The following is a 14,925-nucleotide window of genomic DNA, read 5'->3' as shown; positions in this document are numbered from 1 at the left end:
ACGGCCCCTCATGACGGCGCGGAGGCGGCCGCGTCGTCGCCCCGGGAGACGCTCCTGACCCGCGCGGAGGCGTCCGTATTCCTGGAGGGCAAAGGCATCCGGATGAAGCCGACGACCCTGGCGCGCGCCTATTCGACCGGGTCGGGCGGCCCGCCGTGCCGGCACATCCGAAACAAGCCCTACTACCCGCTGGACTTGCTGGAGACCTGGGCCGAGGCCCAGATCACGGCGCCCGCCGCCTCATCCAGCGAGCGCCAGCGGCTGCGGCGGGAGGCCCGGCGTCGGGAGGCGACCCCATGACGACCACCCGCCCCAGTCTCGAGACCCTGATGAACGATCCGACGGTCAGCTATCCGCTCAAGGCCGTGCTGCTGGTCTGGTGGAGCCGGGATCCCCTGGACGCGGCCAACGATGCGGCGGCGCTCGCCTCGGTCATGGGGGATCGCGCGACGGCGCTTCTGGAGCAGCGTCATGGCCCATGACGACGGGCTCGAGCGGTTCCTGGGCTGGCGGCAGGTCCGGGACCTGACGGGCCTCGGCCGCACGACCGCCTGGCGCATGCGTCAGGCCGGAGACTTTCCGGAGCCGGTGTCGATCTCGCCCGGACGGGTGGCCTGGCGCGAGCGCGATATCGCCCGCTGGAACGAGAGCCGCGGTTCCACGGCACCGGAACCCCAGCCGGCGACACGACCGATCAGGCCGACGCCGCCCCGTCCTCGCGAAGACCGCGTCATCGCGACGCCGACGGCAAAGCCGAACCCGTCGCCGTCACCGCGAGGAAGCAAGCCGAAGTCGCGCCCCCGGCGTCGGAGCGGCCCTGTCATTGCAGAGGGTCAGCTTGGCTTCGACTTCTAGCGCCTTGGGTCTAGTGCGGGGTTCAGCTTGCCCCGAGCGCCCTGATCCTGGCTTCGGATCGGGAGTGCCGCCGCACGCCGAGCACGTCGCCGATGCGCCAGGCCGTCGCGCCGAAAACCTCGTCGCCGGCCTGCGTGAGGATGCGGACATCGCCCGAGAGCGAGGCGCCCCGTTGGAGCAATCTGACGCGAGCGCCGTGCAGATCGAGCTGGCGCAGCACCCCGGGCGCTGTCTCTCCCTGGCCGTACTCGATGACGCACTGTTCGGCGCACCGGCGGCGCGCGAGAATGCGGCGATCGGGTCTGGCGACGGGGAAGCTCATTCCCGACACCTAGTGCGAGGCGCTGAAGGCTCGTTTAAGCGTCGCCGTTAACGGCCCCATTCACCCTGTTTCTTATCGCCAGCGGGACGTAGCGGGGCGGGACCCCGTGCCCGCCGACCGTATTCCCGCTATGGCGATCCGAATGGCCCAATACAAACTCGTCCTGTTCGACTTCGACGGCGTGCTCGCCGACAGCGCGGCATGGTTCATCGCCCAGCTGCCGAGCCTCGCCGAGGCTCATCGTTTCCGGTCTCCCGATGTGGCGGAGATCGAACGTCTTCGGGGCCTGCCGACCCGAGACGTCGTCAAGGCGTTGGGCGTGTCGCCGCTCCGCCTGCCGGGGATCGCCGCCGATTTGCGCAAGCGAATGGCCGATGAGGCGCACCAGATCGCGCTGTTCGAAGGCGTCCCCGATCTTCTGCGGCGGCTGCATGACGGCGGCGTCCGGTCTGCCGTGGTCAGCTCCAACAGCGAAGAGAACGTCCGCGCGGTGCTCGGGCCATCGGCGGCGTTGATCTCCGCCTTTAGCTGCGGCGCGTCGCTGTTCGGCAAGGGGGCGCGCTTCTCTTCCCTGATCCGTAAACTGGATGTCGAACCGGCCCGCGTCTGCGCCGTCGGCGACGAGGTGCGGGACATCGAAGCGGCGCACCACGTTCATGTGGCCGCCATGGCCGTGTCCTGGGGATACGGAGCGGCCTCGGCTCTCAGCGCCGCCGTGCCGGACTACATGGTCCATACGCCGGCCGAGGCTGCCGCTGTGCTCTTGGCCTGACGACGGTTCACGATCGCCGCGACCTACCTGTCGGCCTGTCTCTACGTTAGAATGGCGCCGCCCGGTGCGGCTCACGCGTATGTACAGGCTTCGGCTAAAGGCGTGAGCGCATGCGAATCTCACATGTTCTCAACGCCCGGCGCACCTCCACAGCGCGCTTTAAAGCGTGCGGCTTGTCGTGAAGGCGGTTTGCGCCTAAATAGTACGCAGGTTTTTGCGTTATCCTAATTCGCACCTGAGCCATTTTTGGTGGAAGTGCACGGGACTGACGAGGGGATAACACCTCTCTCGCCGTCGCCGAGGATCTTGGATCCGTTGAAACCGGGCACTGGGGACATAGGGCCTTGGAGCTTTGGGGCCGACGCAGTTGAGACCTCAACTGAATCGGCGGTAAACGAAGATAACGCGACTATGTATCGGGCGGGTGCACCAGCACCCGCCCTTTACTCATTCTGGGCGTCTTCGATCCGGTGTGCGGTGATCATGTCGCTGCCGAAGACGTTGGCGTGATCCCCAAACACATGCACCGGGCCGCGATCGATGCAGAACATGCGCTCCCGGACCAGAGGGGTGCCGAACTCCCTCTGAACATCGTGCTGAAAGCCGGGGGGCTGAAGCGGGGTCCCGAACCGGAAGCGGCTTTCAAGTTCCCGACGCAGCCTGGCCGCGGTCAGGTCCTCTTCGGCGTCCGCAGGGATATCGTGGACCCCTCCGTCCTGGCCCACATGAGCCTTCGCAAAGACGAGGTCGCGTCGGTCGATTGCGAAGCTCTTATTCTGCCCGCCTGTCTTGGCGTAGAATTTCGGCAGATGCTTGAACGGGAACTTGCGGCGCTCGACGTCCTCGTCGATCGCGGCGATGTCCGCAGGTGCGATCCCGCTCTCCAGCAGGGCGAGGAAGCGGTCATGAAACACCGCATTTCGGGCCAGCTCGAAGTTTCGGGCCGGCAGAAGCAACGGATCGTCGCGACGATGGGCTTCGAGCCTTCGCCGGGTGCCGTTCACCTCCTCACTTTCGGCGGTGACGCGTGCGCGGTTCACGGCTGCATGCACGGCATCAGCGTCAAAACGCCATGGGCGACCGTCCGGCCACTCCCAGCCAGGGTCCGCCATGCGTATCGGGAAGACGGCGCTGCCGAAGACCTCCCATAACGGTTGGGTCCACTCATCGTCGACATAGGCGAGAACGATGCGGGTCGGGTTCACCGGGTTCTCTTCGCCCTGATAGTTCTCCCTGGCATAGGCGAGAACCTGAGCAGCGAGCTCCTCGACGGCTGCGACGTCGTAAACGGGGTCGCGATCCGGGAAGGCGACCGTAGTCGCCCGCCACGGCGTCCTTCCGTCGTTGTTGATCGTGTTCGCGGCGGCGGCGGCGCTGGCTTGCGGCAAGCCCGCGAGCACAAGCAGCGGCGCTCGGCCGGCGACGCCGCGTGTCTTCGCTCGCGAAACAGGCTTCGCCTTGGTCTTGACCTTCCCCGCCACGCCTAGCTCCGCCGAAGAAGCATCTCTGCGATATCGGCCGGAATGACGATGCGGCCGATAATGTCCGAAGGCTGGGCGGCGAGGAACCGGGCCAGGGCGTTGCTGTCTTTCTTGGCGGCCTGGAAGGTCGCAGGGTCGAGCTGCTCCTGCTGGGCCCAGGCGAGGAACTGTCGCCACAAAGCCTGCTTGTCCTGGACGGTGGCTGAAGCGAGGGCGAGACCGGGCTTGCGATATTCTTCCGCGATGATGCGGAAGCCGGGCCGAACCATTTCACCGGCCTTGATGCGTTTGTAGTCGTAGGGCGAGGTCACACGAAGGGTGACGACTTCCCCGGCCTCGGTCCGAACACAGAAGGCGATCTGAACGGACTTCGGAAGACTGTCGAAACTGGAGCCGGCCGCCCGCGCCGTCGCAGACAGTTGCTGCACCTCATTGCCGATATCGGCGGCCCGGTCCGCCGGCGCGATGACCTCCCGCCCGGGGCGGGTGTCGGCGATCCTGAGGCGGTCCTCGCCGGCGGCCCGGACGGCAGCCAGCAGTCCGCCATAGGCGCCCTTCAGGTCGTTCAGGAGGGCCTTGTTGCTATGCCCAAAGCGCGATGCGAGCAGCGGCGGCGCCTCGGGGGCGGCGTAGTGCGCCTCTACCGTTTCGACCAGTTGATTGAGGAGCGCCTCTGTCACTGCGTGACCTTCCGAACATTCAGGTGGGGCAACTGTAGGAACACGGCCGAGCGCCGTCCATGGCGGGAACGCGATCGCCGGGCTGTCACGACGATGGCTTGGGGTGCGAGATGCGGAACGCCGGGCCGTCGGACAGGCGGACCCTGCGTGCCCACTCAAGACGCAGGGAGGCCGACCACGGATTCGCCGCATCCGGCTCCAGCGTCAGTTTCGTCAGACCCTCTTCGCCGAAGGATTGGAACGTCAGCCGATCCAGCCGCTCCACGCCGAACACCCATGTGGCTCCGTTCGCGGCTCTCGACGAGTAGACGGGCGTACCGTTGAGATGGAAGTCGTAGCTGTCGTCTTCATTCGGCTGGCGCACGAAGGCGAAGTCCGATGGGCGATCGCCGCTGCCGTGGGTCCAGTCCCAGAGACATTTAGGGTCCTGCCGATGAGGCCGGATCACCACGGGTGATTGCCCGGTCGCGCGCACGGCCTCGAGCGCTTCGGACAGAGCCTTCCAATAGGTCGCTGCGCTGCGCGGGGATCGTCGCGACGGGGTGGAGGCCTCGAGCACATCGAGAAGCACGATCTCGCCCACGCGACCCACGAGTTCGTGCGCCCACCACTCTCCCTCGCTGCCCATCCGGTCGTCCATCGGGGGCAAGACGTAGCTTCCTCGGCGGACGTGCGTCTGGCGATAGACCCTAGGCTTCAGAGCGTCGGAGGATTGATCGATCACGGCGAAGGCCGATACCGGGAAGGCCCCTTCTGCCTTGGAGAAGCCCTTGGTTTGGGCGGCGTCGGAAATCGCCCTCAGCGCGGCGGTGTCGACTGGAGCGGACAACAGGACCTGCTCACGCGCGACGTGGATGAGCGAAAGGCATTCCTCCAACCACTCCCGCACCCGGTCCAGACGTGTCTCGAGCTCGGGCACATCGATCACGGATGCGGTCAGTGCGGACGCTATCCCCGCTCCGTGGACACGATCGATCCCGGGCAATGCATCGCGGATTCCCTCCAGATGCCGGATGATCGCTCGTCGCGCTTCATCGGAGGCTGGCAGAAGAAGGGTTCTGATCGTGCCCGACACGCCGATCTTGCCCGTTCTTCCGGCGGGCAGTGTATTCAGGCTGGCGGCGATCAGCAGGCCATGGGTCGTGTTCTGACCCCAGAGAGACGCCTCTCCCGACCACCCATAGACCCGACCGGAGATGTAGTTCGGCCCCTCCAGGCGGCTGATTTGCTCGGCGAGCTCCTCGATGGACCGCCCGTAGGCTGCGTCGTCACGACCGGACTCGCCGACGAGGCGGAGGATCGAGCGCAGGATTTCCTCCGTGACCAGCGGGGCGGAACGCGGGTGATAGGAGGCGCCGGCGTCGAACTCCCGATTCTGGAACAGGGCGCAGGCGGCCATGGCCGCGCCGTCATTCACCACGCCGGGAGCGGGAGAAACGGAGCGTCCGATCAGGCTGCAGACGAGCACCAGAAGGGTGTCTCGCCAGGCGTTCTCGATCGCCGCGTCGAAGACATCGATCGGTTCTGCGGGGCGATCGTCGTGACGGTAGAGAGAGGCGGGCACGGCCTCCCATTCCCGGGACGTCAGCTCCAGAGTAGGCAGTGCGCGCCCGACGGCCCAACCCTGGCTTGACGTCGGCCAGATCCGCCGATTGCGCTCGTCCCATTTGAGCATGAGATCGATGGTCCAGCGGATGGCGATGGTCTCGCCGGATTGAGCCGCCACGGCGACCATCATCGCCGTGTCGCGCAGATGTCGCGCCAAACCCGGCGCCAGGGCCCGGATCTGGGGCCATCCTGGCGCCGGCTTGCTGGTCCCGAGCGGAGCGAGAGCTTCGGCGAAGGTCTCCCAGCCCCCGACAACATCTTGCCAGGCGCGGGTATAGGCGTCCGCCTTCGGACCCGAGAACGCGAAGGTCGGCTCGGGCGTCGTCCCTGGCGACAGGGTTCGACTGCGCGTCGCGGTGAGGAGCAGGCCGCGCACCAGATACATGGTCGGGAAGAACAATGCGCGGGTCGCTTCGTGCGGAGCGCTCCCAACACGGTGCTGAAGCCGGGCGGCAAGCGAGGCCGCGCTCTCCAGAAACTTGGGGTCGCTGCTCAGCCGTTCCGCAAGACGGTCCAGCAAGGGGATGTAGGCGCGCACCCATTCCATCGCGAGCGATTGGAAACCGGCGTCCATGGCGCCGTAGTTGAAGGGTGGGTCGCCGGGGTTCTGGGGCGTTTGCGCCAGCTGATAGTAGAGCGCGTGCTGTTCGAGCAGTTCCCTCAGGCGCGCCTTGAAATCATCGAGCCGACCAGCATCGAACAGCGAGACGAGATCGGCGGCGCCCTCCGCCAGAAGGCCCTCGGTCGTCGGGATTGGGTCCGCGTGTGAGACGGGACCGAACCGGAAGGCGGCGAGGAATAGCCGGCGTTCGGACCAGCTCGCTTCACCCACGCCTCGAACCAGGACCGCGCGGCTGGCGTAGTCCTGACCGGGCCATCCCGCTAACGTCGTGCGGATTTCCTTGTCCTCGGCCGAAGCGCGCTTCGTTCTGGCTTTGAGGGCCACGGACAGTACGCCGAAGCGGATGTCACGCAGCCGGCGTGGGCTGGAGAATTCGCGGGCGACGAGGTCGGCGTCGCTGATGAAAGGCGTGATGGTGAACTCGGACTCGGCCGCGTCCTCGGGCAGATATTTGTACCTCGCGGCGTTCACCCAGCGGTTCGCGAGCATCAGGCCGCGCAACTGATCGCGCCAGGCGATGTTGGCGATGTAGCTCCGCGTCAGTCGAACGCGGCGGGTCGGCTGGATGAAATCCAGGCTTCTCAGAACAAAGAAGGCCAGGCCCAGGAGATTGATGGCGAACCAGATCACGTTGAGCACGGTGATCGCGCCGACGACCTTGAGCTCGAGCTGGGCGTAGAGGAGCGACTGCAGGGCCACGAAGGCGATGTAGGTCAGCGCCAGGCCGCCTACGGAAGCCGCCTCGGTCTCGGAGAAATAGATCTGAAGCCGGTGGCCGGTCGAGGACCGCGTCTCAAACAGCATTCCGACCAAGGCGATCACCAGGGGATAGACCAGGCCCAGCAAGGTCGCCTGCGCGCCCAGCAGGGCCAGGTTGATGGTCTGGAGATCGCGGAAATAGTCGGCCAGATCGCCCGGTATTTGCGGTCCGTAATCGGTGGGCGGCACAAGGGCGGTGATCGTGCCGACAACGCCGTAGAGGGCGATCGCCACAAGGAGCGACACCCGCCAGTGTCGACGGACGAACGCGAGCATGCGACGGCCCGATCCATGCCGCAGCCCGGCGGACGCGACGTTCCGCCGGAGATGCTCGCGGTGGAGCCGTGTCGTGATCCGCTGGAGCGACGGCTTTCGAAGTGCGGCCAGTCCTTGGGTGAGGTTGGCGAGGTGGGCGAAGACTCGAAGAATGCGCGGCTCCCTGGCGACGGCCTCTGTGGCGCGAGGGGCAGGTTCTAGGGTGGTTTTCAGCGATGATCCCACCGGCGTGACCGCCGCTCTCGGAGTGAGACTAACGGTTGTGCGGCCTCCAGCCTAGCTTCGTGGGTATCTGTGCCGGTCGGCCAAAATATATCCGGCAGAACGCGAATTTCTCGCTAGAGTCATCGCGATGAAAACGACCCTCGACCATCTCCCCGAACGTCAGCAGCAGGAGCTGGCGCACGTCCGCGCGACCCTGCTGACGGAGTTCGAAGCGGCGCTCCGGAAAGGCGCGGGCGGCACGTCGGATTGGCGCAAGGGCGGCAAGGTCCTCAAGATCATCCTGTTCGGCAGCTACGCCCGCACCGACTGGGTGGACGAACCGGACAACGGCTACCTCTCGGACTTTGATCTGCTGGTCATCGTCAGCCACCCCAAGCTGACCGACATCGCCGACTACTGGTGGGAGGCCGAGAATAAGATCCTCCACGACCCGTCGGTTGGCCGGATCGTCAACATCATCGTGCACGACCTCGCCGAGGTGAACCAGGCTCTCGGACGCGGCGAATACTTCTGGACCGACATCGCCCGCGACGGGGTCATGCTCTACGAGCTGCCGGGCCATCCGTTGGCGACTCCCAAGCCGATGACGCCGGCTGACGCCTTGGAGATGGCGCAGCGGTACTTCGATACGAAGCAGGCGGACATTGAAGTCTGGCTCGACACCGTCGCGCACCTGCTGGCGCAGGAGTCGACGCTTTCGAGGCGTAAGAACGCAGCGTTCCAACTCCACCAGACTGTGGAGGCGGCTTACATCTGTTTCCTGCTCGTCCACACGTTCTATTTCCCGCGGTCCCACAACATCAAGTTCCTGAGGTCGCTGGCCGAGGACATCGACAAGCGCCTTGTCGAGGCGTGGCCGCGTGAGCAGCGGGCCGAACGGCGGCGGTTCGAGACGCTGAAGCGCGCCTATGTCGAGGCCCGCTATTCGGACCAGTACGATGTCAGCCGGGAAGACCTCGAAATGCTGGCGATTTCGGCCCGCCGCCTCGGGGCCGTCGTCGCCGAAGTCTGCCGCGAGCGCCTCAATCAGCTTCGAGGCGCAGCAAGCTGATCACGCTCGGCTGGCATCTCAGTGCCAGCTCCGCTCCTCGACCTCGTCATCTTCGCGCTTCGCCCGCCCGTCGTAGATATCGGCGATGTCATTCAGTAGCCGGGCGGTGACGGGGTAGTCTGACGCCATCGCCGACGAGTGATCTCTGTAGCGGTCAGACAGCGTCCGCTCCTTGCGACCGCCTTCCCTCAGGTCACGGGTGATCACTCCGCGCGATGAATACGCACCCGAGACGAAAGCATCCTCCAGGGTCTCTGATCCTGCGCTCTCGAGAATCTCGCGGATGGCGATGGGAGGCCAAACCTCGCCGGCTGGTTTTGCGCTCATCCCGAGGATGCGGCCGATCCGGAGGTCAGCCGGCAGGCTGCGTCCCAGTTCCGACGCGCGGCGGCGCACTTCCGTGACCCACCGCTCGAGTTCGGCGCCGTCGATCCGCCCCTTGTCGTCTGCGCCGGGGATGCGGTTCCAAGCATCCAGCACATCGTAGCCGTGCCGGGCCATGGCGGCCCGCTGTTCCGGCGTCGCGGGTCCGCCCGGGAGGTCCTCGTCTGCGCCGCCGCCGTCGTCGTCCCGCAGGAAGACCATGGTCAGCACCTGGAGGAAGAAGTCCGGGTTCCTCGCCAGTTCGCGGTGTAAAGCCGGGCTGGGTCGCTCGGAGTACCGCAGCATGTGGAAGTAGTACCACTCGAGCAGGACCAAGGTTTCGTCCGACACCTCGGGATGGTTTTCGAGGTGGGCGAGGATCCGCGTGAGGTAGTGGAGCCGCATCACCGGCTCGTTCGTGTCCTCGCTCGCCTGGTTCATCGTCTTCAGCGCCAAGTGGAGCGTCTCGACGATCAGCTTTGGATCGAGGTCGACTTCAAGGCGGCTTCCGATCAGATGGAGAGAGTCACGAGCGCGATCGACGACGTTGAAGCGCCGGATCGCGTGCTCGGTTTCCTCTTTGGTCTCAGCCACCGCCCACCCCGCGAGAGTACGCCAGTAGCGATCTTCTGACGAGAGGCCGTAGGCCGCGACCGCCGACCAGGTCTCGGGGCGCGCCGGGAGGAAGTGGAGCAGGCGTCCGACCACGCGTTCGTCAAGTTGGGGGGCCGGCGCCGGCAGCAGGCGGGTGACGAAATCGGCGCCGCCTTCCTTCTCGCGTAGAAGGCCGATCGCTTCGGCTGCGGCCTGCCAGAGCGGCCCGTCATCGGAGGCCAGTCCGCGTTCGATGAAGTCTGACCGCCAGGACGCTGCGGCGGGCGAGTGCGCTACCGCCTCTCCCACCCACCGGGGTTGATCGCATCGGTCGAGGAGGGCCAGCGCGCCGTCGATTCCGCGCACCTCGACGATCTCCTCGAAGGCCGCCGCACGGGCGGCGGTCGCTTCGTCCAGCGACTGACGCCACTCGCGCACGGAACCCATCCAGCCGGTGCCGTTGGAAAACAGCCAGGCATGCCTCCAGAGGACATCCTCGGGTTTGAACCGCTCGAGGGTGGTCTGGAAGACCGTCAATTCATCCGCCGGGATCGACCAGTCCGCGTCCTGGAATTCCAGGTGGCGAGCCAGGACCTTCCGAAGGGCCGTGCGCGTGAAGTCGCGATCCTCTTCGCCGATGATCGTCGGCTCCGCCTCCAGCAACTTCTGGCCGATCCCAGCCCGAGCGTCGGGCAGAAGGAGCTCCATGGCCTTGAGCAGAGCCTTCCAACGCTTTGGCCGATTGCCGACATCCTCGATCAGCCGGTCTGAGACCTCTACGACGCAGTCGTGGACGACCGTCTCAGGCGACGCCTCGCGGTCGGTTGGCGCGGCCTTGCGCCAATGCGGAGACGACGTCGGCATCGTGATCGCGTGCGAGCGCGGCAGGAGTGAGATCATGAGATCCCAGGCGATGTCTCCATGTCGTTTGCGCAGGCCGTCGATGACGGCCAGCCGCTGCTTCAGCGTCGCGTGGGTTTGAGGAGACCACGACAGGAAGATCGTGGTGAGAACCTGCTTCGGACGGGCGACGTTGTTGCCGCCCCCATCCAGCGCATCGAGCCGCGCCAGGACGTCGGCGACCCGAGGCAGAAGAGCCGGATCCCAGGCCAGTCTTTCCAAGGCCCACATCAGCTGGGGAAGCCGCGTGACGGTGTGGGTCGACGTCTCGGGCTCGAAGAAGGCGATCAGTGGGCTGGGCGTCGGGCCGAGCGCACGTTCGATGCCGCCAAGGAAGGCCGAAGGCGCGACCTCCGCCAGCTTCGGCAGGACGGGTCCGAGGGACCACCAGATCGCCTCCGTGGCGCCGTCCAGAATTGTGGTGAGGGACCTGGCGACTTTCGCCTCGACGCCGTCCACCAGACCCGCCCGGTCGCCGTACAACGACAGAAGCGCCATCGTTTCCGTCATCGACTGTTTCAGGAATGACGAGAAACGCGGGTGGATGTTCCGAATGGGAGCCAGCCAGCGCTCGTCCGGCGCCATGTCCCATGTCGGATCGATCTCGGCGCAGACTTCGCAATAGACGGACAGGAAGCGGTCGATGTCCGGAGCCGTCAGACTATGCGCGAGGAGGGTCCAGGCGTCGCGAGGCGATTTCAGTCGCCACGCGTCTTCGCGCTTGCGCAGAGGCCCGTCCAGAGCGGTCGCGTATGGCCCGAGCGCTCTGACGGCCTCTTCGTACGGGACGCCGGCCAGCTGTTCGATGACGGCCTTGTCGCCGTCCAGCGTCTCGAGCCATCCGCCGGCGAGAAGCGCACCCAGCATCGGACGAGGCGGCTGCGGGATCGACCAGGATGGACGGCTGCCCGGTGCCGCAGGCATGAGACGGCGAAGGACGGCGAGGCTACGGCCGGCGTCGAGCGAGAGATTCTGCGCCTGGCCGTACTCGAGGCCCATCCGCTCCAACACTTGCTGCAGCTGGTTCCGGGTCGGCTTCGCCAACCGACGCGCTGAGTCAGGCGCCTCCGAGTTCGGGCCCAGGGCGACGTAGATATAATGGCCCTTTCGAGAGAGCCGCTGAGCGACGCCGGCTTCCGTCTCGTTGAGGATGAGGATGAGCGGCGTCAGGCCGTCGGCAAGCTCCGCCGCCGCTGCCGATGTTTCCGGCGCCAGGACGCGGGTTTCCACGGCGCGATAGTACCGATCAGGCAACATCTCGATCGTCGCATGGAAAAAGGCCGCCGCCTCTTCGACGGACTCGGCCTGAACGAACAGCGGCTCTGAGGCGGGGGCCGAAAGCCACCGCAGGACGACCGCAGCATCCTCGTCGCGTCCGATGCATGTAAGCTCTCCGCTCAACGGAACCTGGGTCGCGCCCGACCAGTCCGCCCAGAGGTCCGCGAGTGACTTCAGATCTCTAGGGCGCTTGCCAAGGCGGACTGCGAGCCACTGGCCGACGCCGGGATGGCACTCGATCCAGTCCACCAGGTCGTCGGCGTCATAGGCCAGGACGTTCTTCCAGATGCGCTTGGCGCGCTGCGCCTTGGCCCAGACGTCCTTCTGCTTTGCCCAACGACGGGGCGTTACGAAGACGAACGTCGTATCCGCCGGGTCGAGGTCGCCGTGATCCGTCGTTCGGGCCTCTATGTCTCCATCGGCTTTTGACTTCTTGTTCTGGTCGGTCCCGGTTTCCCACCCCGACTGGCCATCCGGAATCCTGACCGACGCGCCGACAACGCGGACCTCGCCGTCCCAGCCATGTTGAGCGACGCTGTCGCCGGACGGGAATCGAACTCTGGCGGCGACCCCGCGCTCGGCGCGGATCAAACGGCTCAGAAGCTCGGGCATGCCAGCCTGGCCGTCGCGGCTGTCGGCCCAGACGACGAGGTCGGAAGCCTCGATCAAGCGGGTCGGGTTCCCGCCGGAGAAGGGGGTCGGCGCAGCGGGATCTTCAATGAGGCTGAGGCCTTGATCGTCGTTCCGGACGCCGGCGTCTGCGATCGCCTCAGTCATGGCCTCGATGGCGGCAGGCCTGACCTCACGCCGATCGAGCTCGAAGTCAGCGACCTCGCTGGGGTGAATATTCGCCGCCTTGGCCAGGTCAGCTTGCGACCACGCCAACAAGGCGCGGGCCCCGACCATGTCCTTCGCGCTGAACCCTTGCTGCGTCATCCCGCCGAATAGTCCCTCCCCGTGCGCCCTGGGCGTGAATCCTAGGTAGGGAGAGACGACCCTTGCCTTCAAGACGGGACGACCGTGTTATCCGCAGCATGACGACTTTCAACGAAGCAGGCTTTCTGTCGACGGCGATCTCGGACCGCATCCAGGCCAGGCGGAACGGCAACGCCCTCGGGTTCGAACTCGTCGAAGCCCTCAATGCCTGCCTTCAGAAGGCCGCCACCGCGGCCTGCGAAACCGTGCGGGGCATGCCGTTCGACCGCGAGCCGATGGCCCTGCTTCTCCTGCATCGGTCCTGCGCCCAGTTGCAGGGAGCGGTGCTGATGGCCGAACGCGGCATGGATGTTGAGGCGCGGACACTGGCGCGCGGACTGCTGGAGAACACCCTGCTGATGGCCGCGCTTCACGACAATCCGGACAAGGCGCGCGCGGTGATGATCGAGGATGCCGCCGCCGCCAAGAAGGGGCAGGCGAAAACGATCCTCCGCAGCGGTATGTCCGCGGACGCCGCGATGCTTCAGGATGTTGTGGACAGCATCGGATCCGTGTCGAACCTGAACATCTCGAAGCTCGCGGAGCTCGGCCCTCTGGGACACCTGTACCTCCTTTATCGCGTGATGTCGGACGATGCCGTTCACCCCTCCGGCAAGTCCCTGCAGCGGCACATGAGGATGGCTGACGACGGTGAGAGCTGGAACGGCTATCTGGTCGGTCCCGAGGATCCCGAGCGGATCGCCGACACGCTCGATCGCATCCTGATGATCGGGATCGCCCTGGGAGTCGCCTTCACCCAGATCGTCGGCGATGAGGAGAACAACACTCGCCTCGGGGAAATCTCGGCCGACTATGGGCCTTTCAGGGCGTCACAGGATGCGGCTGCCGAAGTGCGCATCGCCCGCAAGCGCGAGGCGATCGGATGAAAGGTCTCACCTCGTCTGACGTGATCGCCATCGCGACCGGTCTCGTCTCCCTCGCCGCCTTTGTCGTTGCGATCATGAGCTGGATCACTGCGCACCGCGCTCAGCGACTGGCGGAGCGGCAGGAAGCCCGTCGCGCGCCCCGGCTGGATCTCCGCCTCATCGACTCCAAGGTCTCCGACATCGACGGGAAGAGATCGTTCGCCATCCACCTCCAGATCGCCAACCCAACCGACACAGCCAACAGTGTCGCCGGGCTGGAACTGTGCATCCGCCACCGCCGCGAGATTCCGTTGACCTTGTTGGCGCCGGCGATCCCCAATGCCGACGAGAGCGTGCCGATGCTCCTGATGCCGTTGCGCATCGACGCCCATCACACCGTCGAAGGTTGGGTGCGGTTCGCGGTCGCCGCCGACCTTTTGAAGGGCTCGACCATCGAGGGCTACGAGCTGGTCGCGACCGATACGCATCAGGAGAAGACGACGCTCGAGACCCACATGCTGACCTGGAGTCTCCGATGATCGGAGCGTTCCGCAAGGCGATGATCGCCCTGAACCATAGCCACGAGAAGCTGATCGCGCCGATCATCGCCGACGGATCGCTCGCCACCGTGGGGGTGGGCGACGGTCGGATGTTTCCCCTGGTCATCCTCGACACCACGGAGCGTCCCGATATCGACGCGGCGATCGCAGCTCACGACCATGGGCCGCCGGGAGACGTCCGGGTCCAGTGGGGTAGGCTTCCGCACCGTGAGGAGACGGTGACCCTCATCCTGACCCTTCTTCGCCCGGTGGAAGCAGTGGTGATGGTGGAATTCGATCTCAACAAGAACCATGGGGTCATCGTGGAGCAGATCCTCCAGAATCGCGGCCTCTATGTGCAACCTGGCCGGCCAGGGGATCGTCTCAAGGACGATCCACAGAAGCCGAAGATCATCGTCGAGGTGGCGGACACGGGCTTCAAGGCGACCTGGGACCGGCTCTTCCTCGCCCACACCGCCCTGAAGCTGCGCCGAAAGGGCATGAAACGAGGGGAGGCCAAGCGAGCGGCGAAGGAGGTCGTCGATCGGATACGCAAGGTCGCATCGATGAGACCGTTCACCGCCTGAAGACCGCGACAGCGAATTCAGACAAGACGCGCGTGTCCCGATGGGGCGCTTAGGCGCGGTGAGGCTCGCGCGGCTGGCTTGTCGTGGATGACATGCGCACCCAATGCGCCACCGCTTGCAAACCCCGCCGCCATGATTCAAGCTTTGAGTGCGTCGTGACGTGACCCCCGTT

The 14,925-nt window shown here is 65.8% G+C and carries 13 protein-coding genes; 8 read left to right on the top strand and 5 right to left on the bottom strand.

All coding sequences use genetic code 11. The annotated features are described in order from the left end of the window. Nucleotides 1–102 precede the first annotated feature (102 nt). Genes JL11_RS01970 through JL11_RS17085 form a run of 3 tightly spaced genes read left to right on the top strand, consistent with a single transcriptional unit; the run spans nt 103 to nt 855 of the window. Entirely contained in the window at nt 103–300 is a 198-nt protein-coding gene (locus JL11_RS01970) for a hypothetical protein (RefSeq protein WP_231681368.1), read from the top strand. After that, nucleotides 297–482 (top strand): hypothetical protein, encoded by a 186-nt coding sequence (locus tag JL11_RS01965; protein ID WP_054764195.1) that lies wholly within the window; start codon nt 297–299, stop codon nt 480–482. Before JL11_RS01970 ends, JL11_RS01965 begins: the two co-directional genes overlap by 4 nt. Further along, on the top strand, nt 472–855 hold the full coding sequence (locus JL11_RS17085; protein ID WP_082382559.1) for a helix-turn-helix transcriptional regulator: 384 nt from the start codon (nt 472–474) through the stop codon (nt 853–855). Before JL11_RS01965 ends, JL11_RS17085 begins: the two co-directional genes overlap by 11 nt. Before the next feature lie 22 nt (nt 856–877). Here the strand turns inward: JL11_RS17085 and JL11_RS01955 are convergent, their stop codons facing one another. Then, the gene (locus JL11_RS01955; RefSeq protein ID WP_054764194.1) at nt 878–1,177 is read right to left on the bottom strand and encodes a hypothetical protein; all 300 of its coding nucleotides are present in this window, start codon (nt 1,175–1,177) and stop codon (nt 878–880) included. A 142-nt stretch (nt 1,178–1,319) separates the two neighbouring features. Here JL11_RS01955 and JL11_RS01950 point away from each other — a divergent pair, with 142 nt between their 5' ends. Beyond that, nucleotides 1,320–1,949 carry an HAD hydrolase-like protein gene (locus tag JL11_RS01950; protein ID WP_197273335.1) on the top strand — a complete coding sequence of 210 codons (630 nt, stop codon included), beginning with the start codon at nt 1,320–1,322 and terminating at the stop codon, nt 1,947–1,949. 443 nt (nt 1,950–2,392) lie between these two features. Here JL11_RS01950 and JL11_RS01945 read toward each other — a convergent pair whose 3' ends face one another. The 3 genes from JL11_RS01945 to JL11_RS01935 form a co-directional block, all read right to left on the bottom strand. Then, nucleotides 2,393–3,430: a hypothetical protein gene (locus JL11_RS01945; protein ID WP_054764192.1), complete on the bottom strand. Its 1,038-nt coding sequence runs from the start codon at nt 3,428–3,430 to the stop codon at nt 2,393–2,395. 2 nt (nt 3,431–3,432) lie between these two features. Beyond that, a complete protein-coding gene (locus tag JL11_RS01940; protein ID WP_054764191.1) occupies nt 3,433–4,110 on the bottom strand; it encodes a hypothetical protein in 678 nt (225 codons plus the stop codon). A gap of 85 nt (nt 4,111–4,195) precedes the next feature. After that, nucleotides 4,196–7,375 (bottom strand): hypothetical protein, encoded by a 3,180-nt coding sequence (locus JL11_RS01935; protein ID WP_054764190.1) that lies wholly within the window; start codon nt 7,373–7,375, stop codon nt 4,196–4,198. A gap of 352 nt (nt 7,376–7,727) precedes the next feature. Between JL11_RS01935 and JL11_RS01930 the strand changes: the two genes are divergently transcribed. After that, nucleotides 7,728–8,651 carry a HEPN domain-containing protein gene (locus JL11_RS01930; RefSeq protein WP_054764189.1) on the top strand — a complete coding sequence of 308 codons (924 nt, stop codon included), beginning with the start codon at nt 7,728–7,730 and terminating at the stop codon, nt 8,649–8,651. An 18-nt stretch (nt 8,652–8,669) separates the two neighbouring features. Here JL11_RS01930 and JL11_RS01925 read toward each other — a convergent pair whose 3' ends face one another. Next, on the bottom strand, nt 8,670–12,722 hold the full coding sequence (locus JL11_RS01925) for a helix-turn-helix domain-containing protein (protein ID WP_052004698.1): 4,053 nt from the start codon (nt 12,720–12,722) through the stop codon (nt 8,670–8,672). A 98-nt stretch (nt 12,723–12,820) separates the two neighbouring features. Here JL11_RS01925 and JL11_RS01920 point away from each other — a divergent pair, with 98 nt between their 5' ends. From JL11_RS01920 to JL11_RS01910, 3 genes are read left to right on the top strand one after another with little or no spacing between them, the layout of a single operon-like run. Further along, nucleotides 12,821–13,648 (top strand): DUF5677 domain-containing protein, encoded by an 828-nt coding sequence (locus JL11_RS01920; RefSeq protein WP_035305726.1) that lies wholly within the window; start codon nt 12,821–12,823, stop codon nt 13,646–13,648. Next, the gene (locus tag JL11_RS01915) at nt 13,645–14,166 is read left to right on the top strand and encodes a hypothetical protein (RefSeq protein ID WP_035305723.1); all 522 of its coding nucleotides are present in this window, start codon (nt 13,645–13,647) and stop codon (nt 14,164–14,166) included. Before JL11_RS01920 ends, JL11_RS01915 begins: the two co-directional genes overlap by 4 nt. A 20-nt stretch (nt 14,167–14,186) precedes the next feature. After that, a complete protein-coding gene (locus tag JL11_RS01910) occupies nt 14,187–14,753 on the top strand; it encodes a hypothetical protein (RefSeq protein ID WP_156314135.1) in 567 nt (188 codons plus the stop codon). Nucleotides 14,754–14,925: the final 172 nt, after the last annotated feature.

This window comes from Brevundimonas sp. DS20 (assembly GCF_001310255.1).
Taxonomy (GTDB): domain Bacteria; phylum Pseudomonadota; class Alphaproteobacteria; order Caulobacterales; family Caulobacteraceae; genus Brevundimonas; species Brevundimonas aurantiaca.
This window is presented reverse-complemented; position numbering and strand designations above follow the sequence as displayed.